We start from the raw sequence: 22,984 nt of genomic DNA on the forward strand, positions 1-22,984 counted from the left end.
CGATCATTGCACAAATCATCTAACAAAAAAAATCCACCGGGATGCATTTCTGCTCTCGGTGGATTTTTATATTTCTATATATAGCTAATTCTATAGCTTCAGTTTCAGCTATTGAATTAGACTTGTTGAACTTTGATCAGGTTTGTATTACCGGATTGACCGATAGGGACACCTGCGGACAATACAATGATGTCGCCTTTTTCGATGTAACCTGTTTTAATTGCGTTACGAGTAGCGGATTCGAACATTTCATCTGTTGTGGTTACTTTGTCGCCCATAACCGGAATGACACCGGAGAGCAGGCAGATTTTGGCCAATACTTCTTCATGTTGTGTAACTGCGATGATTGGCGCTTTTGGACGATACTTGGAGATCATGCGTGCTGTGAATCCACTCTCAGTCGAAGTGATGATTGCTTTTGCATTCAGTACGAGGGAAGAACTTACAGCGCCCTGACTGATAACTTCAGTAATATCAGCGATCTGTTGAGCCGATTTTTGTGCGAATTGCTCTTTGTAATCGATCATTGTTTCAGCACGGCGAGCAACCGCAGCCATCGTACGCACGGATTGTACCGGATATTTACCAGCAGCCGATTCACCGGACAACATCACAACGTCTGCACCTTGAAGTACAGCGTTAGCTACGTCACTAACTTCGGAACGAGTAGGGCGTGGGTTTACTTGCATGGACTCCAGCATATGTGTAGCTACGATAACCGGTTTACCAGCGCGGTTACATTTATCGATCATTTCTTTTTGCATCATTGGTACGTCTTCGATGGGTACTTCAACCCCGAGATCTCCACGAGCTACCATGATGCCGTCAGATGCTTCAATAATATCGTCCAGGTTGGTCATACCTTCCTGGTTTTCGATTTTGGAGATGATCTGTACGTGATCTACACCGCGTTCTTTCAGAATGCTGCGGATTTCACGGATGTCATCACCTTTACGAACAAAGGATGCTGCGATAATTTCGATATCGTTTTCGATCCCGAATCCGATGTGCATAACGTCACGCTCGGTTACACCTGGCAATGTCGTTTTGATTCCTGGCAAGTTAACCCCTTTGCGTGGTTTCAGAATGCCGCCACTGATGATTTTACAATGGATATCGGATCCTTCCACAGACAGTACAGTCAGATCCACAAGGCCATCATCGATGAGGATACGATCGCCAGGTTTCACAACGAGGTTCAGTTCTGGATAGTTTACCGAGATACGCTCAGCGTCACCGAGAATTTCTTCGGTAGTCAGGATCAGCTCTTTACCCGCTTGCAGATGGCAGGATGCTTCTTTCAGTTTGCCGATACGTACTTCCGGCCCTTTGATGTCCATCATGATCGGTACATAGGTGTTCAGTTCGGAAGCTGCTTTGCGGATATTGTTAATCCGTGTAACGTGATCTTCCAGTTCGCCATGAGCCATGTTCAGACGAGCAACAGTCATACCTTCCTGAATCATTACTTTCAACAATTCGATTGAGTCACAAGCAGGTCCCATGGTACAAATAATTTTTGTTTTTAACATGCTAATTTCCTCCTCATATTTAAGCTTATATGTGTATTGTAGCGTTTTCTGTCGAATCAGGGTATGAACTATAGTACAATGATTAGAGTATAGTCCGATAATGAGGTGTGTTATGTTCACTCCACTTGAAGTACGACATATTAACGGTGTTGGTTGGTACGAAGAAGCTGTGCAATCTCAACAAACTTGGCGGCTTAGCTTGGTTACTTATGGAAAATGTGTATATTGGGTGAACGGTGATAAACAGATCATGGAAAAGGGGGAATTGCTCCTCATTCCAGGTGGTGTCCCATATTACGGCAAGAGTATTCCAACAGTAACGCACACACAGATTGTAATTCAATTGCAACGAAATCATACAGAAACTCTGCCTGCGCTCGAACGGTATGAAGCTTTGCGCCATAAACCTGGATGTTACGAACTGATCCATCAACGCATGAGCGCTATTTATCAACAATGGCAGGAGCGTCCGTCTTATTATGTCATGATGAGCCAAGCCTTATTGATGGAAGTGTTGATTTATATGAACAGGGAGTTAGATCGGGGAGTCATTCCGCCGGAGAGGCATAATCATGTTGAACGGATGAAGCGATATATTGAGCGGCATTATCGGGAGAAAGTAACGAAGGAAGAACTGGGGGACGAGATCAATAAGACTCCCAATTATGCTGCTGCATTATTCAAAAGCATGACGAATCAGACCATCAGTCAGTATGTCCATGATCAACGGATGAAACGAGCCATATATCTGCTCACGGAGTCACAACTCTCCATCCAGGAAATTGCCGAATTTCTCGGCTACCGGGATTTGTCTTATTTTTACCGCATATTTAAGCGTATAACGGGAAGTCCGCCATCCGATCTGCTCCATGAACGCCCGCCTATAGTATGAAAAGCATAGCCCAACCCTAATAAGTTCTTCTATAATAAGTAGGTTTAATTAAATGAGCACAAAAAAAGAGGGCTTAGGCCCTCTTTTGCTATATAACAGGAGCATCATCCCACCTGTTACATATATAAATGCTGTTATACATGGCTGCTTGGATTAGATGCTGTAAGTGGTTGCTTGCTTTTTTTTCGCGCCTGCCCCAAACGAAGAGCAAACACATGTACAGTCCAATATGCGGCCTCAGCAAACAAAATGCCTCCGGCGATATCCAGCAAGGAATGCTGTTTTACAAAAACAGTCGAAGCAATAATCAACCACAGCCATACTGACCAAGAGATGCGTGCCAAAGGTTTAAAGTTCAAGTGTCTGTTAATCACAATAAACAGCAAGTAGCTGGTCAGAACGTGAACACTTGGGAAACAATTGAAGGGCGCATCATTGGAATAGATAAACTGTACTAACACGCTGCTCAGATCAGTTCCGCCGATTTCCGGGCGTGGGACATGGGTAGGGAACACCGCAAAACAGACATTGGCAGCCATCACACCAATATTATAGGTAATCAACGTACGCCAGAATAGCGACTTGTTTGTCAGACCCAGATAGAGAAATCCAAGATACAGAATGGGCATCCAGCTAATGTATGGATAAATAAATTCTTTGACAAAAGGAATCTGTGTGTCAATCCAAGCATAATTGTAGAATACATCACTTCCCGTGTTGCTGCCTAGAAATACGTAAATGGAGCCTTGGAGCGGTATGCACAGAATAGCCAGTAAATGCCCCCAGCGCTGAAAGAATGCTTTCATAGTATCCCCCTGATTTCATTATGCATTGTGAAATTATCGTTAATTCATACTTATAGATATATGACGTTGAAGAGTCGCCGCACCCCTGCAGCTTTAAACTATTGTAATACTATAATGGACAGATGAAGGTATAAACCATACCTGATTTTAGGGGAAATGCAGTCAGGATAAGTCTCTTTTTTGTTACTTTTATAGTTTTATCCATAATAGGGATATTCATTGTACTGGGGATGTGATACAACTATATTGGCATATAAATTCATATGACAACGAAAAAAGTAAACGAAATGAGGTAGGCAAATGTATGGTTAATCCGCAACCCAAGCCAAAACATTCCTTTTCTGAGCGCAAACCTGTGCTCACCGTCGTGATTATTGAGCTACTTCTCTTGTTAGCCGTATTTGCGGCAGGAGCCATAGCGACGATAAAACAATTGGACTACACTTCCCCTGTACTTATTTCCTTTACACCCATCGCAATTGTTCTGATGATCTATCTGACGTTCAGGCGCAAGTGGAGAGAGACCGGATTTCGATCCTTGCGAAGTATCCCAGCTGGCCACGCAAAGTATTATATTCCACTACTCCTTGTACTGGGTACACTTGCCTTAAAAGGATTTGGGGAGCTAAGCTTTTCACGGGTAGTCTTTTTCATCTACTTTACCTTGCTCGTAGCTTTTGTTGAGGAAACGATCTATCGAGGACTTATTTTCAAAACATTGCTTCAAAAAAGTGCAGTGACCGCAGTCGTGACCTCCAGCATCTTGTTTTCAATTACACATCTGCTAAATGCATTGTCTGGTCAAAATATGATGGATACGATTATGCAATTGGTCTATGCGCTGCTACTGGGAGCGGCACTGGCATTATTAATGCTGAAGAACGGAAATATCGTACCGCTTATTTTGTTTCATTTCATACATAATCTGATTCAATTCCTCGGGAATGATATGGAGGACACAGGAACACTTCCCTACGATCTTTTTATACTGGTAGTACTGATTGTATACTGTACCTGGTTAGTGTGGAGCAATCGAACCACTTCGATTATTCCTTCCCATGCAAGTGAGCAGGACAATGCGGTTGTTCATTAAGGGTGTCGCTTGGAAGTAGTTATCTTACAGTTTCCCGTCAGCAGTGGGATCATGGTATACTTCAGTCTGGCGGGAAGACAGATATGTTCATGATACGCGGTCTGCCTATCCGTACATTAGGTTCAGACAGTAGGTGATATAGTGGAGAAGACAGCACAAGGCGTAGCAGAATGGATGGTACAGGAGATTAAATTCACAGGAACACTTCATCAGGAAGCTGCCATAGAATATGTGAAGAACCATTTTGGCGAAGAGTTTATTTTTGTGAACGAGAACGGTAATACATCATTGTCCAAGGAAGTGAAGAAAGCTTTCCGTAAGCTTCATCGTGGGCAGATCGCCTGGGATCGGGATGCATTTATGTGGGCATGGACATAATGTGTTAAACTGTAGTGAGATGATTCATTGGTTGTGTTGGATATGCATGTCAGAATATTATATAAAAAATGTATAAGATGGATTAGATCTGCATATCCTTTCATAAGACCGTACACAAGCGACCAGGCACATAAGCGTGATAAACCCTGTCCCCACGCGAGTTAATAACATGTATTTCCAAAGCTGTTTGAAAAGAAAATACAAAGATTTGCTTTTTGGCTGAATTGGAGTTATAATAAAAACAAGTTGTAGAGAGTGGAAAACCTAATTCATATATTGTAAAGGGCGATCACTTATAGGTTTATGACTGGTACCTTTTTCAATGTGTGAATTTTTATTTGCTTGCTGCAAAGAACAAAGGAACATGTTAATCTTTATTTGGAGGTGTAATTCACATGCAAAACGGAACAGTAAAATGGTTCAACGCTGATAAAGGCTTCGGTTTCATCGAAGTTGAAGGCGGAGAAGATGTATTCGTACACTTCAGCGCTATTACAGGCGAAGGCTTCAAAACGCTGGACGAAGGTCAACGCGTGCAATTTAAAATTGTACAAGGAAACCGTGGTCCTCAAGCAGAAGAAGTTGTAAAACTGTAATTAAAGCATAGCTGCCTTTAACATGTTATAATGGTAAAGGCAGCTTCTTTTTTTTGATTAGTTATATAAAAGTCGACCCAATAGTTGTCGAGACAGAAGTTCGGTGGTACGTAAAACTTCCGCTAAGTGTAGGCTTCTGTGAAATAACGTCGGTTAGATGTTTTTCCATAACAAAGGGGGTAGAAGTCATGTATAATCGCAAAAAACCGTTGGAAGAGATTCCACAAGCTGATGCGGCAATCTGGGAATGTACGAGTGATACGTGCAAAGGATGGATGCGGGACAATTTTGCGTTTGATAACGTACCTACTTGTCCGATATGTGCTTCTGAGATGGTCAGCACGACTAGGATGCTACCATTGCTTGAGAATTCGAATAGTAATCTGAAAACGATGCCTAAAGGAAATCGGATTTAACATAGCTTACCCGCCTCTAACGAGGTGTTTTTTTTTAAGATCAAACAGACACCCTGTGCGAAGGTAAGGGTATTAAATATGAAGTTCCCGGCATTCGTTTTAGCGAATGCCTTTTTTTGTATCTTTTTTTACAGAAAGTATACTTTAATTGATGGGAATCGTATGAAAAGATAAAGACCCTTTTCGCTATACGCAAAAAGGGTCTTTGTTGTGACTACAATTGTACCACGTCCAGCTTGAGTTTAGATGAACAGGAATGGCAGCAGAAATAATGTTGCTACCAGAGCCAGATCGATTCCTGCTCCGTAGCCGTAACCTCCACCGTATCCTCCATATCCATATGGACCGTAGGCCGAAGATTTAACTTTCTTTGATGCAACAGCGTTTTTCTTGCTGCTTTTTACCAGCTGCTGTTTGGATTTGACTGAACACAGCCTTGGCCCCTCGAAACATCCGTTCAAATAAACTTTCCCATCACGACATTGACTAAGTGTACCATACATATGCTTACCGTCTTTCATAACAAGACAAACGGAACGTCCAACGTGCGGAGAAACCGTTTCTTCACATACCGGATTAATTCTGTACATGCATATCCTCCTCATTAGATGCGGTTGCCGCTTGAATTCAACGGTTTGTATATCATAGTAAAGAGAAGAGGATTTGGTATGGACGAGTACCCGGAAAATCGAATAGGGAGGAGCCGTTTTTGAATCTGTTCCATACACTGGGAGGAGTGAGGAGGGGATGTCGCGTGGATTATCATGACATGCTGGCTCGTTTAGGGGAGGGAAGTGCCCACCCCGGAGGGTTTTTGGCAACACTGAAGTTATTGGATAGCTTATCTCTGCCTGCGGGTAGTCGTATCCTTGAGATAGGATGTGGCACCGGGAGGACGGCCTGTTACCTGGCTAAAAGTGGATATCAAGTAACAGCCATTGATCTTCATCGCAATATGTTGGATAAGGCAGTTCGGCGAGCAAGACGAGAAGGGGTGGATGTCCGATTTGTTCAGGCTGATGTAGCATCGTTGCCTTTTCCGGAAAATGATTTTGATATGGTGTTCGTGGAGTCGGTTACGATCTTCACACCATGGCGGAGTGCACTTAATGAGTATAGAAGAGTGTTGAAGCCCGGTGGACTTTTGGTGGATCGGGAGATGGTTTTATCCGGCCAGAAGACCGAATTGATGTATCGCAGACTAAAACAATTCTACGGTATACGAACCCTGGTAACGGCGACGGCATGGAGAAAACGCCTAAAACAGTGTGGCTTCACCAAGGTAGAAGTCAAAGAACATTCACGATCTATAGGAAAATGGGGCGTTGATCATGATCCGCATCGTGAGATCGACATGAATTGGTTTGAGGATGAACGTATGCAGCGAATGAGTCAGACCAATGATCGGTTGCTCGCGAAATACGGCAAAAAGTTGGGGTATGCTGTTTTTCAGGCTAGGGCGCCGTTGGAGATCAAAAAGGAAAAATAGGAAAAAGGCAACTCGCACAATAGTTGTGGGTTGCCTTTGGTTTGTTTCGGGCAGAACGTACTAAAGCATATCGTTATCAATAATCCGCCAGTGGTGTTTGAGCAGGGCTTCCAGTTGGTTCTTATCCTTGGCTCGAAAAGCACTTAAAATTTGTCGGTGCTCTTCATTAACTTCGAGTAGTACCTCAGATAGCTTTGGTTTATTATCACTAACATACGACTGCCGGATGAAGCTGTTCTTCAATGTGTTTAACATCTCAATTACTGTGGCGTTACCACATCGCTGAATGTACAGGTTATGGAACTGATATTGGTTCTTGTTGTAGGCAGCAAGATCAAGCTGGCTGATATCTTCGTCCATTCGGACAACGAGAGTTTCCATTTCCAAAAGTTCAGATGGCCTGAGATGGTCTGCTGCGAGAGTAGCAGCAAGTGCCTCCAGCACACCAATCGCTTGGGAGAACTCCAATTTTTTGCCCGCATCAAAAGGAGTGACAATAAATCCCCTGCGTGGGATGTATTGCAGCAGATTGTCTGAAGCCAGCTGGAAAAGGGCCTCCCGAGTAGGCGTGCGACTGATGTCCAGTTTTTTGCATATTTCAGCCTCGTTGATCTTCTGGTTGGGAAGTAGCGTCCCGTCCTGAATCTTCTGGGCAATGTAATCGTATACGTGATCTTTCAAGGACCGGTATTTGGGTACCTCCATACCGAATCCTCCTTTCTATGTATAGTGAATAATTAGGTGGGTGTGAGGCGGTACTGCGTGCGCCGTTCAGGAGTTTCAAGTTTTTATCATCTTAACACCGAGGGGGAAGTTGGGCAAGTAAACTTCCTGCTTAAGTCGATGTGAGTGTTGTGTTATATAAAGCACATTTTATGGAATATAAGCGTATAATTGTTTAAAAAATGATTGTGATAACTCAGAATGTTTGTTAGTATTACTTACATATAAGTCCATATATTGTCTTATGTATATTGTATACAAATTTATCTTTATGCTACTAAGTCCAAAAAAGAATAGGGGTATGCTGTGTGAGAAAAGTTTTGTTGCCAATGATTCTGCTGTTAGTGGTTGTAATCATGTCCGCATGTGGTCAGGAAAAAACGACAGGGAACGGATCAGATGCTACATCGTCTTCTGGAAGTAGTTCTGCGGAAAAGAAAGTAATTGTACTTGGGACCAGTGCGGACTATGCACCCTATGAGTTTCATAAGAAAATTGATGGTAAAGATACTATCGTAGGTTTTGACATCGAGATCGCCAAAGCAATTGCGGCTGATCTGGGGGCCGAGCTGAAGATTGAGGACATGGACTTTGATGGTCTTCTTATGGCCCTGGGTACAGATAAGGTTGATTTTGTAATATCGGGCTTAACCCCTACCGAAGAACGAAAGAAGAATGTTGATTTTACGGATATCTACTATTATGCAGAGCAGGCTGTACTTGTTAGAGAAGGGGAAGATGCGGCATTAGAGTCAGTGGATGATCTATCGGATAAGCAGGTTGGCGTACAGAAGAGTTCCATTCAGGAAGGGATTGCTCAGGAAATAGAAGGGGCGAAGCTCACTTCTCTGGCTAAAATACCTGAACTGATCCTGGAGTTGCAGACGGGGCGCGTAGATGCGCTCATTTTGGAGAAGCCGGTGGCTGAGCAGTATGTGAAGAACCAGAAGGGGCTTGTTGTTGCGGGTGTGGAGATTGAACAAGCTGAAGATGAGGGTGGTTCGGCCATCGCAGTGAAGAAAGGTAATCAGGAGCTGTTGGATCAGATCAACACTACATTGGAAAAGCTCAAAACGAATGGAGATATTGAACGTTTCGTTGTTGAAGCGAATGAGATGCTGGGTGAATAAACCGGACGAGTGAGGGGTATGCCGTGAATTTAGATTTTTCCTTTCTATTAGAACATTGGCAGGATTATGCCCGAAGTGCGTGGGTCACGCTTGAACTTTCCTTCTTCGGCGTATTGTTTGGTACATTCCTTGGTGTGATCATGGCATTAATGCGTATATCCCGAATATGGCCAATTAAATTGGTCGCTTCGGCGTATATTGAGCTCATTCGAGGAACGCCAATGCTGGTACAGATTCTTATTATTCATTATGGTCTGACGGTTGTAGGTGTGAACTTGCCGGCATTTATGTCGGGGGTGGTAGCTCTGACGATGAATAGCTCGGCTTATATGGCTGAGGTGTTCAGGGCCGGGATTCAAGCGATTGATAAAGGGCAGACAGAGGCTTCGCGCTCACTTGGCATGACGCATGGTATGACACTTCGCTATATTATACTTCCACAGGCCTTTCGTAACATGCTTCCAGCTATCGGTAATGAATTCATTATTATCATTAAAGATTCTTCGCTTGTTTCCATGATCGGCATAGCCGAAATTATATACACGGCCAGAACGATTCAAGGTGTTACGTTCCAGCCTCTTGCTCCGCTGCTTGTTGCCGCTGGCCTCTACTTTATAATCACATTTACACTGGCCAACTTGCTCTCTTGGTTGGAACGTAGACTGTCTACTTCTCGATAACTATTGATAAAGGATTCGGTTCGAAGAAAGGTTGGGAGTAGGCTACTGTGGAAATCGCGGGATGTAGTCGTAAATGGCTGTGGTATCGCATACATTGATATTGTATTTTGTATACAATATTTTGGAAAGGTGTTGGGTGTGTATGTCAGATTCCAAAATGTTAATGGATTGGTCGGAGCGTTACGCTGCACCTAATTATCATCCGCTCCCTATTGTGATTGAACAGGCGGAAGGGGTATGGGTGGAAGACCCTGAAGGCCGTCGTTATATGGATATGTTAAGTGCATACTCTGCATTGAATCATGGTCACAGACATCCTGTAATCATACAGGCGCTCAAGGATCAGGCAGATCAGGTTACGCTGACATCACGGGCATTCCATAGCAGTTCTGCTTCTCTTTTTTATCAGAAACTCTCACAATTCACAGGGAAATCCAAGATTCTCGCCATGAATACAGGAGCTGAAGCGGTGGAGACTGCGGTAAAGGCGGTACGTAGATGGGCTTATCGTTGTAAAGGTGTAACGGAGAATCAAGCCGAAATTATCGTATGCTCTGGTAACTTTCATGGAAGAACCCTGACGGTTACCTCATTTTCTTCTTCAGCGGAGTATAAAAAAGATTTTGGACCGTTCACACCTGGATTCCGGATTATTCCCTATGGAGATATTGAAGCGCTGAAAAAAGCCATTACGCCAAATACGGCTGGTTTTCTTGTAGAGCCTATTCAGGGGGAAGCTGGAATTGTTATCCCGCCTGATGGATATTTGGCTGAAGCCTTTGCTCTGTGTAAGAGCCAGAAGGTGTTGACCGTAGCTGATGAGATCCAGACCGGATTTGGAAGAACGGGGCGACGTTTTGCTTCCGACTGGGAAGGGGTTGAACCAGACATCTGGATTATGGGCAAAGCGCTGGGGGGAGGAGTCATGCCAATCTCGGCTATCGCTGCTGATGCGGAGATACTGGATTTGTTTGAACCGGGCTCTCATGGCTCAACGTTTGGGGGGAACCCACTCGCCTGCGCCGTGGCTATAGCGGCACTGAACGTTCTTGAAGATGAGAAGCTTGCGGAGCGATCGGAGCGTCTGGGGAACTATTTTATGAAAAAGCTTCGTGATATTCGCAGTTCGGCTATCCGGGACATTCGGGGAAAGGGTTTATTTATTGGTGTTGAACTGCATGAATCAGCGCGTCCTTATTGTGAGCGATTGATGTCTGCGGGATTACTGTGTAAAGAAACCCATGAAACCACCATTCGATTTGCTCCACCGCTGACGATTAAAGAGTCCGAGATTGAATGGGCAATGGAGAGAATTGAGCAGGTTCTGATCAATAATGAAGGAGCTGACCTACATGAAAAATGATGATGATGTCCATGGTGGCATAAAAGATACTTCTATTAATACGGTTAATATGGATCAAATAACTGCACGGCGCAATGTGACCATCATTAAAGTTCCTTTTGGACTCGGGGGAGCAAGAGGTGGTGCGGAGTTGGGGCCGGATGAATTGATTACAGCTGGACTGAAGCGGGAGATCGCGAGTCTTGGGCTAGTGCTTTCCAAAGAAGTGAGGGTTGATTGTCCTTCTGAACCTGCTGCCCCTATTGAGCGAAATCGTGTAAAACACTTAAATGAGGTGCGCCAGGTCAGTGAGAAGGTGTGTCATGAAGTATCGACTGCGGTAGAAGAGGGGGTCTTTCCACTTGTACTGGGAGGAGATCATAGTGTAGCGATTGGTACTTTGGCCGGGTTAACAGCGCACTATTCCAATTTGGGTGTGATCTGGTTTGATGCGCATGCAGACTTGAATACGGAAGAACGTAGCTTGTCCGGTAATATGCATGGGATGAGTGTGGCTGCTTCCTTGGGGCATACTGCATACAATCTGTCGCACATTGCTGGAGCAGGCTCGTTTATTGATCCGTCCAACTTGGTTTATATTGGACTGCGTGATCTGGATGAGTATGAGAAAGAGCAGATTAAGGGACTGGGAATTCGGGCATTTACGATGCATGATATTGACCGTATGGGAATACAACAAGTTATTGAACAAGCAATAGCTACAGCGGGGAAAGGGACAGATGGTATTCATGTCAGCTTTGACATGGATTGTCTGGATCCGCGGGAAGCTCCGGGTGTAGGCACCCCAGTGCCGGGTGGTTTGAATTACCGAGAGGCACATTACGCACTGGAGATACTTGCTTCCACCAATCAAGTTACGTCCATGGAACTGGTTGAGGTGAATCCGTTGTTTGATCATAATAGACATACGGCACGACTTGGTGTGGAACTGATCGCTTCTCTGCTTGGTAAGCGCATATTATAGGTACTGAGAAGTGATGCGGGGTGTATAAGCAGTGCCTAAGATATGAATTTCTTATTTATATAGAAGGAAAGAAAGCTGAGATCTCAAAAAACCAGGGCTGGTCACAATCAATTGTTCACTACAATCGCAGTGAAAGTGGCTTCCCTGGTTATGTTAATTGATTAGTATATTAGAAGCAGCCTAAAGAGGATGCTGAGTGTCATTTCTATAGTACAGGAGCATCAGAATACATATTGTGCCGATGATACGGAAAATTATCATTTTCAAAAAAGACTTGCAATGTAAAACTGCACATGGTATATTCTAATTCCGGCCAAGAAAACACAGTTTACACGGTGCGGCAAGCGAATGAAATAAGCTTCGAAAGAAACTTAAAAAAAGAGCTTGCAAAGTTGGTTCGGACATGATATTATATAAGAGTTGCTGAAGAGAACGACATTCGGTAGCGAAACAAGTTTGATCTTTGAAAACTGAACAACGAGTGAGTAAACATTCTGCTTGCAGAATGAACGCAAAAGTTTGAAACAAGCCTTGGCTTGGATCGACTGGAGCACAAATGAGATTTTTAATCTCGTCAGATTCAAAATGAGCTTATCGCTCTTTTCAATACTTTATTGGAGAGTTTGATCCTGGCTCAGGACGAACGCTGGCGGCATGCCTAATACATGCAAGTCGAGCGGACTTGAAGAGAAGCTTGCTTCTCTGATGGTTAGCGGCGGACGGGTGAGTAACACGTAGGCAACCTGCCCTCAAGTTTGGGACAACTACCGGAAACGGTAGCTAATACCGAATAATTGTTTTCTTCGCCTGAAGGAAACTGGAAAGACGGAGCAATCTGTCACTTGGGGATGGGCCTGCGGCGCATTAGCTAGTTGGTGGGGTAACGGCTCACCAAGGCGACGATGCGTAGCCGACCTGAGAGGGTGATCGGCCACACTGGGACTGAGACACGGCCCAGACTCCTACGGGAGGCAGCAGTAGGGAATCTTCCGCAATGGGCGAAAGCCTGACGGAGCAATGCCGCGTGAGTGATGAAGGTTTTCGGATCGTAAAGCTCTGTTGCCAGGGAAGAACGCTTGGGAGAGTAACTGCTCTCAAGGTGACGGTACCTGAGAAGAAAGCCCCGGCTAACTACGTGCCAGCAGCCGCGGTAATACGTAGGGGGCAAGCGTTGTCCGGAATTATTGGGCGTAAAGCGCGCGCAGGCGGTCATTTAAGTCTGGTGTTTAATCCCGGGGCTCAACCCCGGATCGCACTGGAAACTGGGTGACTTGAGTGCAGAAGAGGAGAGTGGAATTCCACGTGTAGCGGTGAAATGCGTAGATATGTGGAGGAACACCAGTGGCGAAGGCGACTCTCTGGGCTGTAACTGACGCTGAGGCGCGAAAGCGTGGGGAGCAAACAGGATTAGATACCCTGGTAGTCCACGCCGTAAACGATGAGTGCTAGGTGTTAGGGGTTTCGATACCCTTGGTGCCGAAGTTAACACATTAAGCACTCCGCCTGGGGAGTACGGTCGCAAGACTGAAACTCAAAGGAATTGACGGGGACCCGCACAAGCAGTGGAGTATGTGGTTTAATTCGAAGCAACGCGAAGAACCTTACCAGGTCTTGACATCCCTCTGATCGATGCAGAGATGTATCTTTCCTTCGGGACAGAGGAGACAGGTGGTGCATGGTTGTCGTCAGCTCGTGTCGTGAGATGTTGGGTTAAGTCCCGCAACGAGCGCAACCCTTGATCTTAGTTGCCAGCATTTCGGATGGGCACTCTAAGGTGACTGCCGGTGACAAACCGGAGGAAGGTGGGGATGACGTCAAATCATCATGCCCCTTATGACCTGGGCTACACACGTACTACAATGGCCGGTACAACGGGCTGTGAAGCCGCGAGGTGGAACGAATCCTAAAAAGCCGGTCTCAGTTCGGATTGCAGGCTGCAACTCGCCTGCATGAAGTCGGAATTGCTAGTAATCGCGGATCAGCATGCCGCGGTGAATACGTTCCCGGGTCTTGTACACACCGCCCGTCACACCACGAGAGTTTATAACACCCGAAGTCGGTGGGGTAACCGCAAGGAGCCAGCCGCCGAAGGTGGGATAGATGATTGGGGTGAAGTCGTAACAAGGTAGCCGTATCGGAAGGTGCGGCTGGATCACCTCCTTTCTATGGAGAATCGTTTCCTGTAACGGAAACATTCAAATACAAGTCTTCAGGAAGCATGCTTCCGAAGCGAGCTTTACTTCGTAAAGCTTTTAACTCACTCGTTGCTCAGTTTTGAGAGCTCAAACTCTCAAACAGCTTGCTTTTGCATGGAGCTTGTTCTTTGAAAACTAGATATCGAAACGAAAGTAAATGCGAATTAGAACATTCCTTTTTAGCTGAACTTGTGTATAACAAGTTTCAATAAAAACGGTAGATTGCACGTACGATGGTTTTGGGTGGGAACGACTTTTGGCTTTGCGCAAGCAAAACAAGGGAAGCGAGCAGCCAATACCGGAGCACGAGGTTAAGCTACTAAGAGCACACGGAGGATGCCTAGGCGCTAGGAGCCGATGAAGGACGTGGCGAACAACGAAACTGCCTCGGGGAGCTGTAAGCAAGCTTTGATCCGGGGGTGTCCGAATGGGGAAACCCAGCTGGGGTAATTTCCAGTTACTCATAACTGAATACATAGGTTATGTAGAGGCATACCAGGGGAACTGAAACATCTAAGTACCCTGAGGAAGAGAAAACAATAGTGATTCCGTCAGTAGCGGCGAGCGAACGCGGAGAAGCCCAAACCAGAGAGCTTGCTCTTTGGGGTTGTGGGACGTCTCACATGGAGTTACAAAGGAACCGGTTAAGCGAAGAGGTCTGGAAAGGCCCGCCAAAGAAGGTAAAAGCCCTGTAGTTGAAAGTCTGTTCCCTCCGAGACGGATCCCGAGTAGTGCGGGGCACGTGAAACCCCGTATGAATCCGGCAGGACCATCTGCCAAGGCTAAATACTTCCTAGCGACCGATAGTGAAGCAGTACCGTGAGGGAAAGGTGAAAAGCACCCCGGAAGGGGAGTGAAATAGAACCTGAAACCGTGTGCTTACAAAAAGTCAGAGCCCGTTTTAGGGGTGATGGCGTGCCTTTTGTAGAATGAACCGGCGAGTTACGTTCCCGTGCAAGGTTAAGGTGAAGAGCCGGAGCCGCAGCGAAAGCGAGTCTGAATAGGGCGATGTAGTACGTGGACGTAGACCCGAAACCGGGTGATCTACCCCTGTCCAGGGTGAAGGTGCGGTAACACGCACTGGAGGCCCGAACCCACGCACGTTGAAAAGTGCGGGGATGAGGTGGGGGTAGCGGAGAAATTCCAATCGAACTCGGAGATAGCTGGTTCTCCCCGAAATAGCTTTAGGGCTAGCCTCGGAAAACAGAGTCGTGGAGGTAGAGCACTGATTGGGTGCGGGGCCCGCAAGGGTTACCAAGCTCAGTCAAACTCCGAATGCCATAGACTTACTTCCGGGAGTCAGACAGTGAGTGCTAAGATCCATTGTCAAAAGGGAAACAGCCCAGACCATCAGCTAAGGTCCCCAAGTGTGTGTTAAGTGGGAAAGGATGTGGAGTTGCACAGACAACCAGGATGTTGGCTTAGAAGCAGCCACCATTGAAAGAGTGCGTAATAGCTCACTGGTCGAGTGACTCTGCGCCGAAAATGTAACGGGGCTAAACACACCACCGAAGCTATGGCTTGATGCTTTGCATCAGGGGTAGGGGAGCGTTGTATAAGGGTTGAAGGTGTACCGTAAGGAGCGCTGGACATTATACAAGTGAGAATGCCGGTATGAGTAACGAAAAGATCAGTGAGAATCTGATCCGCCGAAAGCCTAAGGGTTCCTGAGGAAGGCTCGTCCGCTCAGGGTAAGTCGGGACCTAAGGCGAGGCCGAAAGGCGTAGTCGAAGGACAACAGGTCGAAATTCCTGTACCACCGTAAGCCGTTATGAGCAATGGGGGGACGCAGTAGGGTAGTGACGCGGACTGATGGATGTCCGTCTAAGCAGTAAGGCTGATGTGTAGGCAAATCCGCACATTGTAAGGCTGAGCTGTGATGGGGAGCGAAAATTGTAGTAGCGAAGGTCATGATCTCACACTGCCAAGAAAAGCCTCTAGCCAGGTGAAGGTGCCCGTACCGCAAACCGACACAGGTAGGCGAGAAGAGTATTCTAAGGCGCGCGGAAGAACTCTCGTTAAGGAACTCGGCAAAATGACCCCGTAACTTCGGGAGAAGGGGTGCCCCGGTAGTGTGAATAGCACGAGGGGGCCGCAGTGAAAAGGCCCAAGCGACTGTTTAGCAAAAACACAGGTCTGTGCGAAGCCGTAAGGCGAAGTATACGGGCTGACGCCTGCCCGGTGCTGGAAGGTTAAGGGGAGTGGTTAGGAGCAATCCGAAGCTGTGAACCGAAGCCCCAGTAAACGGCGGCCGTAACTATAACGGTCCTAAGGTAGCGAAATTCCTTGTCAGGTAAATTCTGACCCGCACGAATGGCGTAACGACTTGGGCGCTGTCTCAACGAGAGATCCGGTGAAATTTTAATACCTGTGAAGATGCAGGTTACCCGCGACAAGACGGAAAGACCCCATGGAGCTTTACTGCAGCTTGATATTGAATTTGGGTACGATCTGTACAGGATAGGTGGGAGCCTTTGAAGCAGGAGCGCAAGCTTCTGTGGAGGCAACGTTGGGATACCACCCTGATCGTATCTAGGTTCTAACCTGGTACCGTAATCCGGTGCGGGGACAGTGTCAGGTGGGCAGTTTGACTGGGGCGGTCGCCTCCTAAAGAGTAACGGAGGCGCCCAAAGGTTCCCTCAGAATGGTTGGAAATCATTCGAAGAGTGCAAAGGCATAAGGGAGCTTGACTGCGAGACCTACAAGTCGAGCAGGGACGAAAGTCGGGCTTAGTGATCCGGTGGTACCGCATGGAAGGGCCATCGCTCAACGGATAAAAGCTACCCTGGGGATAACAGGCTTATCTCCCCCAAGAGTCCACATCGACGGGGAGGTTTGGCACCTCGATGTCGGCTCATCGCATCCTGGGGCTGAAGTAGGTCCCAAGGGTTGGGCTGTTCGCCCATTAAAGCGGTACGCGAGCTGGGTTCAGAACGTCGTGAGACAGTTCGGTCCCTATCTGTCGTGGGCGTAGGAAATTTGAGAGGAGCTGTCCTTAGTACGAGAGGACCGGGATGGACGTACCGCTGGTGTACCAGTTGTTCCGCCAGGAGCACCGCTGGGTAGCTATGTACGGACGGGATAAACGCTGAAAGCATCTAAGCGTGAAGCCCCCCTCAAGATGAGATTTCCCAGTATGTAAGACCCCTTGAAGACGACGAGGTAGATAGGCTGGGGGTGGAAGTGCAGCAATGCATGGAGCTGACCAGTACTAATCGGTCGAGGGCTTATCCAATTGCAAGTGACAGTTCGCACACTTTCGTTTCGAATCTAGTTTTCAGAGAACAACTCTGAAATGTAAGCACAGCTATGCGTTTGGTGGCGATGGCGGAGGGGTTCCACACGTACCCATCCCGAACACGACCGTTAAGCCCTCTAGCGCCGATGGTACTTGGACCGCAGGGTCCTGGGAGAGTAGGACGCCGCCAAGCGATTTCCCTTTGGGGTATTTTTTTTGCCCCCCTTGCCAAGGAATAAGGGATATATTAGGGCCCTTAGCTCAGTTGGTTAGAGCGCACCTCTGATAAGGGTGAGGCCGGTGGTTCGAGTCCACCAGGGCCCATAGCAAGACCACAACAAGAAATAAACCAGAGTATGGGGCCATAGCTCAGCTGGGAGAGCGCCTGCCTTGCAAGCAGGAGGTCAGCGGTTCGATCCCGCTTGGCTCCACCATTCCCTGATAGCTCAGTTGGTAGAGCACTCGACTGTTAATCGAGTTGTCACAGGTTCGAGCCCTGTTCGGGGAGCCATATGGAGAGGTGTCCGAGCTGGCCGAAGGAGCACGATTGGAAATCGTGTAGGCGTCACAAGCGTCTCGAGGGTTCGAATCCCTCTCTCTCCGCCAGATATTTTTTTAGCAAGGCCCGTTGGTCAAGGGGTTAAGACACCTCCCTTTCACGGAGGTAACAGGGGTTCGAATCCCCTACGGGTCATAGCAATACCTATTGCTTCAACAAGGGATGAGAATTCCAAAGGTTCGTCGGAGGATGTACTTCGTTAGCAACTGCTTCGCAGTCTCGAAAGAGTATCCCCTACGGGTCATAATATGGAGGCTTAGCTCAGCTGGGAGAGCATCTGCCTTACAAGCAGAGGGTCGGGGGTTCGATCCCCTCAGCCTCCACCATAACACTTTTAATAACGACGCGGGGTGGAGCAGCCCGGTAGCTCGTCGGGCTCATAACCCGAAGGCCGCAGGTTCAAATCCTGCCCCCGCAATTAACTTTCCTTGAGAAAGTACTATGGAACCGTGGTGTAGTTGGCCTAACATGCCTGCCTGTCACGCAGGAGATCGCGGGTTCGAATCCCGTCGGTTCCGCCATTTTTAATTAAATATACACCTTGCCGGTGTAGCTCAACTGGTAGAGCAACTGACTTGTAATCAGTAGGTTGGGGGTTCAAGTCCTCTCGCCGGCACCATTTTTAGTATTTACATCTGAATTTGTAATCGAATGTATATTATAGATACAGTTGTTAATACTAAGATACTCTTAGTGGATGAATGGCTTACTCTATGGCGATCGTGGCGAAGTGGTTAACGCACCGGTTTGTGGATCCGGCATTCGGGGGTTCAATTCCCCTCGATCGCCCCATGATTTTTTAATGGGGATTAGCCAAGCGGTAAGGCAACGGACTTTGACTCCGTCATGCATAGGTTCAAATCCTATATCCCCAGCCATTTCATTATTTTGAGTCATTAGCTCAGTTGGTAGAGCACCTGACTTTTAATCAGGGTGTCGAAGGTTCGAGCCCTTCATGACTCACCATTATATTTTGCGGTCGTGGCGGAATTGGCAGACGCGCACGGTTCAGGTCCGTGTGGGCTAACCCCCCGTGGAGGTTCGAGTCCTCTCGACCGCACCATATGTTTTGCGGAAGTGGCTCAGCGGTAGAGCATCGCCTTGCCAAGGCGAGGGTCGCGGGTTCGATTCCCGTCTTCCGCTCCAATATTTGCGCCCTTAGCTCAGCTGGATAGAGCGTTTGACTACGAATCAAAAGGCCGGGAGTTCGAATCTCTCAGGGCGCGCCATTATTTTCATACGTATCGGGATGTAGCTCAGCTTGGTAGAGCACCTGGTTTGGGACCAGGGGGTCGCATGTTCAAATCGTGTCATCCCGATTTTTTTATTTTGCGGGTGTAGTTCAATGGTAGAACTTTAGCCTTCCAAGCTAATAGCGTGGGTTCGATTCCCATCACCCGCTTCCTAGATTTATTGAAAGAGCTCTTGCTTATTGCAGGAGCTCTTTTTGTATTAGCATTTAAACTCTACAATAGCTTACTATACAAGTTATACAAGTATTTAAATTCAAGAAAGACAAAAGCTCCTCTTTCTACGATGCACGCAGGAAGAGGAGCTTGCCGTGTTTCAATGACTAATAATTAATATCTTTCAAGAATCGTCTGTGTCTTCAAGCCATCCGCAGGAATCAGCCAGTTGTTGTTCTCCAGCAATTGCAGCAGTTGGGTACGCAGTCCGGATACAGCTACAGCATCATCGGTTTTGAAAGAGACCTCTACGATATTCTCAATACCTGTACCTGCTGCGTCACGGATCGGCCATACTTCGAGTGTAAGCTCTTGACCATTCCATGTACCTTCATAACGTTGGAATGTGATAGGGCCATATGCACGGGATTGCGTCAGTTGTTGCTTGCCCCAGTTGGAGGCAGACCAGTTTTTCAATTTGCCAGGGAGCTTGTCCAGTAACATGTTCAAGGCTTCTTGCTCTGAAGGAAGCTGAACACCTGTTGCTTGGGTATCGACTTTTTTGGTGTTGGAGAAGCTTAGCGTTTGTTTGCCGTATCCCCAATCAATCTCAGCCTCGTAATTATCATCTGATTTATCGAATCCTTCTTGGTTAGCTAGTGTCAGCGCTGCGTTGATATCACCATTAATGATAGGGTACCGTTTTTTGTAGGTCAGTTCGTAGTTGTTTTTATCATCCTTCTTGCGAAAACGAACATTCCATCCTTGCTCATCCAGTCCGAGCGCATTGGTGTCAAAGTACTCTGCGTTAATGTTTCTTGGCGTGGAACTCAGGCCGAGGGTCTGAATCACTTCACTGCGTGGTGTCCCATCTGTATTGAGCACGAGTTTTGGCTTGGCCAGAAACTTCACTTCATAAGCAGGAACGGCATTGGCAGCAGCTGAAGCCTGGGGTGCTCCCAGAAACGTCAGTCCACTTCCCAATGTTATTATGCTCAGCATGAATGAGGCGGTTACCTTTTTCCACTTTTTCAAAACCAATCACTCTCCTAATCTGGATTAACGTACAGATCCTACTTTATCGTCCGAGTATCTGAAAGCGATTAACGGGGAGCGCACATTGCGTTAACCCTGCATAGATTTGATGAATGGCAAACGATAGTTTATAGAGGATCAGGGTAATCAGCTATGGGAAATGGGGAAACGTGACTCACCTCTCGCAGCACTTCTTTGAAGCGGTTTACCTGAACTGAAGGGTGGCGGTCCTTGTTATGTACGGTGTATATATGGCGCGGTGCCTGCTCTCCCGGAATGGGGAGAACCTGAATGAGCCCGTGCTGCTCCTCCCACTGTACAGCCATCCGTGACATGAACGAGACATGCCCCCCAATTAACACAAGCTGTTTGATTGCTTCCAGGGAATCCATCTCCACCGTACTCCGTAAACGAATGTCATGTTGCGCGAGCCATTGGTTGGTTAGTCGCCGAGTACTGGATTCGTTGCCATGTAAGGCAAATGGGATCTGAGCAATATGCTCAGGCGTCAATGGTTCCTTCTGGGCCAAACCATGCTGCAAAGAACAGATTAATACCAAATCATCTTCACATAACGTCTCAGCTTGCAGCGCGGGTCCGACAAACGGTTCCGAAGAGATCACCCCCAGATCAATCTGATGCCGAATTAACATCTCGCGAATAACAGGTGATGGTTTGACGGATAAGACGATGCGAATACCAGGGAATTCCTGAGAAAAGGTATTGAGTATGGCGGGCAGCAGATATGTAGCCGGTACATAACTTGCCCCAATGTGCAGAGTGCCCCGATAGAGACTGTCATACTCTTTCACAACCCGCCTTGCCTCTTGGGTCAAAGCATTGATTTTGACAGAATAGTGGAGCAGGGCTTGTCCGGCCTCGGTTAAAAAAGTCTTCCCACTGCGCGATTCAAATAATCGCACACCCATCTCTTCCTCCAATGACTTCATATGAAATGTAACGGTCGGTTGTTTGATTCCCAGTAACTCGGCCACGCTTGTCATGTGATGATGCTTGTCGATCAGCTCAACAATTTGCAATTTGATCAGATTCAATGTTCCAACACTCCTTTCACTTCTACTAGCCCAATATATAAGATGATCTAATATTTTTCATAAAGACGGAGAGTACAGAACCAATCTGAAGAAGCGAAGCCAAAAGCTTTCTGGAAGTAAGCTACTTCGGAAGCATATTCTTCGCCTTTATCCCCGGATTTCTCCCTTTATAAAGGGAATATAAGAAATCTGGGGATAACAGCGATCGGAAGGTGGTGCTGTAATCGGAGCGACAACATGAAAATTAATTTAGTTCACCTACTATAGATTTAATCTATGAACATCAACAGAATTCATCTAAAAAGTTAATTCCAATTTTACATACAAGACATACAACTCGCGAAAGCGGACGTTAGACTGAGAACAGTGCAAGAGATCAAGTAACAGAAGACAGGCAGGGATGCTTATGAAATTAGAGATAACGGGAATTCAAAAATCATTTAATCAAACACCCGCACTGCTGCCGACAGATCTAACGCTTGAACATGGTAAGTTCACGACACTGCTTGGCCCATCGGGCTGTGGCAAAACAACACTGCTCCGTATGTTGGCCGGGCTGGAACAGCCGGATGCGGGGGAGATTCGTGCAGATGGTGAGTATATCTACTCTGCGGCGAAGCGGATTGATATACCAACACACAAGCGTAATCTGGGCATGGTGTTTCAGGATTTTGCATTATGGCCGCATATGACCGTATATGAAAATGTAGCGTTTGGCCTAAAGGCCGGAAAACAGAAATCCGATCTGCGGCAAAAGGTGAACGAAGCCCTTGGTATGGTTCGCCTGCAAGGCATGGAAGATCGATATCCTCATCAGCTGTCTGGTGGACAGCAGCAACGGGTTGCTTTTGCCAGAGCCGTAGTCGTCAGACCTGGTGTGATCCTGTTCGATGAGCCACTAAGTGCACTGGATGCTGTACTTCGGGAAGAGATGCGGATTGAGATGATGTCCTTGGTACGGGATATGGGACTGACTGCGCTGTACGTCACACATGATCAGATTGAAGCGATGTCGATGTCGGATGAGATTGTGGTGATGCAGAAGGGACGGATATTGCAAAAGGGAAGCCCGGAAACGATCTACTCGGCGCCAAGTGATCCCTATGTCGCTTCGTTTATCGGAAAGTCCAACTGGCTCACTCCTAATCAATCGATGGTGCGTCCAGAGCATGTCACTTGGAACAAAACAGGTCATGATGATCTGTGTTATCCAGGGACGGTACTTAGTGTCAGCTATGTAGGTGAGCGTTATGAAGTACAAGTGCAGATGGAAGGGCTGGGCGTATGGACAGCCTATATGAACCAAAGAGTGCGTGTGGGAGAGCGGGTTCAGCTTCATGTAGCCCCCGAGAGGATATGCCGAATGGACGGTTATGACCACCCGAGTATGAAGCAAAACGAAGCGATCGCAGTGGCATATTAAATTGGTGAACG

Annotated in this window: 17 protein-coding genes, 17 tRNA genes and 3 rRNA genes; 31 read left to right on the top strand and 6 right to left on the bottom strand. The window is 46.8% G+C overall.

Going from position 1 to position 22,984, the window contains the following annotated elements; translation table 11 throughout:
* Positions 1–116: 116 nt before the first annotated feature.
* Positions 117–1,532: a pyruvate kinase gene (pyk, locus tag NKT06_RS01595; protein WP_062838171.1), complete on the bottom strand. Its 1,416-nt coding sequence runs from the start codon at positions 1,530–1,532 to the stop codon at positions 117–119.
* Between the two features lie 112 nt (positions 1,533–1,644).
* Here pyk and NKT06_RS01600 point away from each other — a divergent pair, with 112 nt between their 5' ends.
* A complete protein-coding gene (locus NKT06_RS01600; RefSeq protein WP_253429239.1) occupies positions 1,645–2,424 on the top strand; it encodes a helix-turn-helix transcriptional regulator in 780 nt (259 codons plus the stop codon).
* Positions 2,425–2,558: 134 nt separating this feature from the next.
* Here the strand turns inward: NKT06_RS01600 and NKT06_RS01605 are convergent, their stop codons facing one another.
* Complete coding sequence (locus NKT06_RS01605; RefSeq protein ID WP_253429241.1) at positions 2,559–3,230, bottom strand: phosphatase PAP2 family protein; 672 nt, start codon at positions 3,228–3,230, stop codon at positions 2,559–2,561.
* Between the two features lie 304 nt (positions 3,231–3,534).
* Between NKT06_RS01605 and NKT06_RS01610 the strand changes: the two genes are divergently transcribed.
* From NKT06_RS01610 to NKT06_RS01625, 4 genes are all read left to right on the top strand, one after another.
* A complete protein-coding gene (locus NKT06_RS01610; RefSeq protein ID WP_253429243.1) occupies positions 3,535–4,323 on the top strand; it encodes a CPBP family intramembrane glutamic endopeptidase in 789 nt (262 codons plus the stop codon).
* Between the two features lie 141 nt (positions 4,324–4,464).
* On the top strand, positions 4,465–4,701 hold the full coding sequence (locus NKT06_RS01615) for a DUF6953 family protein (protein ID WP_253429245.1): 237 nt from the start codon (positions 4,465–4,467) through the stop codon (positions 4,699–4,701).
* Positions 4,702–5,096: 395 nt separating this feature from the next.
* The gene (locus NKT06_RS01620; RefSeq protein WP_024633772.1) at positions 5,097–5,297 is read left to right on the top strand and encodes a cold-shock protein; all 201 of its coding nucleotides are present in this window, start codon (positions 5,097–5,099) and stop codon (positions 5,295–5,297) included.
* 188 nt (positions 5,298–5,485) lie between these two features.
* A complete protein-coding gene (locus NKT06_RS01625; RefSeq protein WP_017691121.1) occupies positions 5,486–5,713 on the top strand; it encodes a cold-shock protein in 228 nt (75 codons plus the stop codon).
* A gap of 242 nt (positions 5,714–5,955) precedes the next feature.
* Here NKT06_RS01625 and NKT06_RS01630 read toward each other — a convergent pair whose 3' ends face one another.
* A complete protein-coding gene (locus NKT06_RS01630; RefSeq protein ID WP_253429246.1) occupies positions 5,956–6,303 on the bottom strand; it encodes a hypothetical protein in 348 nt (115 codons plus the stop codon).
* A 164-nt stretch (positions 6,304–6,467) separates the two neighbouring features.
* On the opposite strand from NKT06_RS01630, the gene NKT06_RS01635 reads away from it, so the two are divergent.
* Positions 6,468–7,202: a class I SAM-dependent methyltransferase gene (locus NKT06_RS01635; RefSeq protein WP_253429248.1), complete on the top strand. Its 735-nt coding sequence runs from the start codon at positions 6,468–6,470 to the stop codon at positions 7,200–7,202.
* A 60-nt stretch (positions 7,203–7,262) separates the two neighbouring features.
* Here NKT06_RS01635 and NKT06_RS01640 read toward each other — a convergent pair whose 3' ends face one another.
* The gene (locus NKT06_RS01640; protein WP_036671927.1) at positions 7,263–7,907 is read right to left on the bottom strand and encodes a GntR family transcriptional regulator; all 645 of its coding nucleotides are present in this window, start codon (positions 7,905–7,907) and stop codon (positions 7,263–7,265) included.
* 326 nt (positions 7,908–8,233) lie between these two features.
* Here NKT06_RS01640 and NKT06_RS01645 point away from each other — a divergent pair, with 326 nt between their 5' ends.
* The 24 genes from NKT06_RS01645 (at position 8,234) to NKT06_RS01760 (ending at position 19,456) form a co-directional block, all read left to right on the top strand.
* The gene (locus NKT06_RS01645) at positions 8,234–9,055 is read left to right on the top strand and encodes a transporter substrate-binding domain-containing protein (RefSeq protein WP_253429250.1); all 822 of its coding nucleotides are present in this window, start codon (positions 8,234–8,236) and stop codon (positions 9,053–9,055) included.
* A gap of 23 nt (positions 9,056–9,078) precedes the next feature.
* Positions 9,079–9,735 carry an amino acid ABC transporter permease gene (locus NKT06_RS01650; RefSeq protein WP_253429252.1) on the top strand — a complete coding sequence of 219 codons (657 nt, stop codon included), beginning with the start codon at positions 9,079–9,081 and terminating at the stop codon, positions 9,733–9,735.
* Between the two features lie 142 nt (positions 9,736–9,877).
* Positions 9,878–11,098, top strand: a complete 1,221-nt coding sequence (locus tag NKT06_RS01655; RefSeq protein ID WP_253429254.1) for an ornithine--oxo-acid transaminase — start codon at positions 9,878–9,880, stop codon at positions 11,096–11,098.
* The gene (rocF, locus tag NKT06_RS01660; protein WP_253429256.1) at positions 11,088–12,062 is read left to right on the top strand and encodes an arginase; all 975 of its coding nucleotides are present in this window, start codon (positions 11,088–11,090) and stop codon (positions 12,060–12,062) included. Before NKT06_RS01655 ends, rocF begins: the two co-directional genes overlap by 11 nt.
* A gap of 611 nt (positions 12,063–12,673) precedes the next feature.
* A 16S ribosomal RNA gene (locus NKT06_RS01665) occupies positions 12,674–14,225 on the top strand.
* Between the two features lie 341 nt (positions 14,226–14,566).
* A 23S ribosomal RNA gene (locus tag NKT06_RS01670) occupies positions 14,567–17,492 on the top strand.
* 79 nt (positions 17,493–17,571) lie between these two features.
* Positions 17,572–17,688, top strand: a 5S ribosomal RNA gene (gene rrf / locus NKT06_RS01675).
* The 16S, 23S and 5S rRNA genes sit together here with 17 tRNA genes alongside, the layout of an rRNA operon.
* A gap of 57 nt (positions 17,689–17,745) precedes the next feature.
* Positions 17,746–17,819: transfer RNA gene (locus NKT06_RS01680), tRNA-Ile, on the top strand.
* Between the two features lie 34 nt (positions 17,820–17,853).
* A tRNA-Ala gene (locus NKT06_RS01685) sits at positions 17,854–17,929 on the top strand.
* Position 17,930: 1 nt separating this feature from the next.
* Positions 17,931–18,006 (top strand) — tRNA-Asn (locus NKT06_RS01690).
* A 3-nt stretch (positions 18,007–18,009) separates the two neighbouring features.
* Positions 18,010–18,101: transfer RNA gene (locus tag NKT06_RS01695), tRNA-Ser, on the top strand.
* 16 nt (positions 18,102–18,117) lie between these two features.
* Positions 18,118–18,189 (top strand) — tRNA-Glu (locus NKT06_RS01700).
* Between the two features lie 115 nt (positions 18,190–18,304).
* Positions 18,305–18,380: transfer RNA gene (locus tag NKT06_RS01705), tRNA-Val, on the top strand.
* 18 nt (positions 18,381–18,398) lie between these two features.
* A tRNA-Met gene (locus NKT06_RS01710) sits at positions 18,399–18,472 on the top strand.
* A 25-nt stretch (positions 18,473–18,497) separates the two neighbouring features.
* Positions 18,498–18,575: transfer RNA gene (locus tag NKT06_RS01715), tRNA-Asp, on the top strand.
* 22 nt (positions 18,576–18,597) lie between these two features.
* Positions 18,598–18,673 (top strand) — tRNA-Thr (locus NKT06_RS01720).
* 97 nt (positions 18,674–18,770) lie between these two features.
* Positions 18,771–18,846 (top strand) — tRNA-His (locus NKT06_RS01725).
* 11 nt (positions 18,847–18,857) lie between these two features.
* Positions 18,858–18,932: transfer RNA gene (locus tag NKT06_RS01730), tRNA-Gln, on the top strand.
* A 12-nt stretch (positions 18,933–18,944) separates the two neighbouring features.
* Positions 18,945–19,020 (top strand) — tRNA-Lys (locus NKT06_RS01735).
* A 9-nt stretch (positions 19,021–19,029) separates the two neighbouring features.
* A tRNA-Leu gene (locus NKT06_RS01740) sits at positions 19,030–19,117 on the top strand.
* An 8-nt stretch (positions 19,118–19,125) separates the two neighbouring features.
* Positions 19,126–19,200 (top strand) — tRNA-Gly (locus tag NKT06_RS01745).
* A gap of 6 nt (positions 19,201–19,206) precedes the next feature.
* Positions 19,207–19,283: transfer RNA gene (locus NKT06_RS01750), tRNA-Arg, on the top strand.
* 16 nt (positions 19,284–19,299) lie between these two features.
* Positions 19,300–19,373: transfer RNA gene (locus NKT06_RS01755), tRNA-Pro, on the top strand.
* Between the two features lie 12 nt (positions 19,374–19,385).
* A tRNA-Gly gene (locus NKT06_RS01760) sits at positions 19,386–19,456 on the top strand.
* A gap of 178 nt (positions 19,457–19,634) precedes the next feature.
* Here NKT06_RS01760 and NKT06_RS01765 read toward each other — a convergent pair.
* Together NKT06_RS01765 and NKT06_RS01770 are read right to left on the bottom strand one after the other, a co-directional pair.
* Positions 19,635–20,495, bottom strand: coding sequence for a CYTH domain-containing protein (locus NKT06_RS01765; RefSeq protein WP_253429258.1), 861 nt, complete (start codon positions 20,493–20,495; stop codon positions 19,635–19,637).
* Between the two features lie 128 nt (positions 20,496–20,623).
* On the bottom strand, positions 20,624–21,550 hold the full coding sequence (locus tag NKT06_RS01770) for a LysR family transcriptional regulator (protein WP_253429260.1): 927 nt from the start codon (positions 21,548–21,550) through the stop codon (positions 20,624–20,626).
* A 406-nt stretch (positions 21,551–21,956) separates the two neighbouring features.
* Here NKT06_RS01770 and NKT06_RS01775 point away from each other — a divergent pair, with 406 nt between their 5' ends.
* Positions 21,957–22,973, top strand: coding sequence for an ABC transporter ATP-binding protein (locus NKT06_RS01775; protein WP_253429262.1), 1,017 nt, complete (start codon positions 21,957–21,959; stop codon positions 22,971–22,973).
* The last annotated feature ends 11 nt before the right edge of the window (positions 22,974–22,984 follow it).

This window comes from Paenibacillus sp. 1781tsa1 (assembly GCF_024159265.1).
GTDB lineage: Bacteria > Bacillota > Bacilli > Paenibacillales > Paenibacillaceae > Paenibacillus.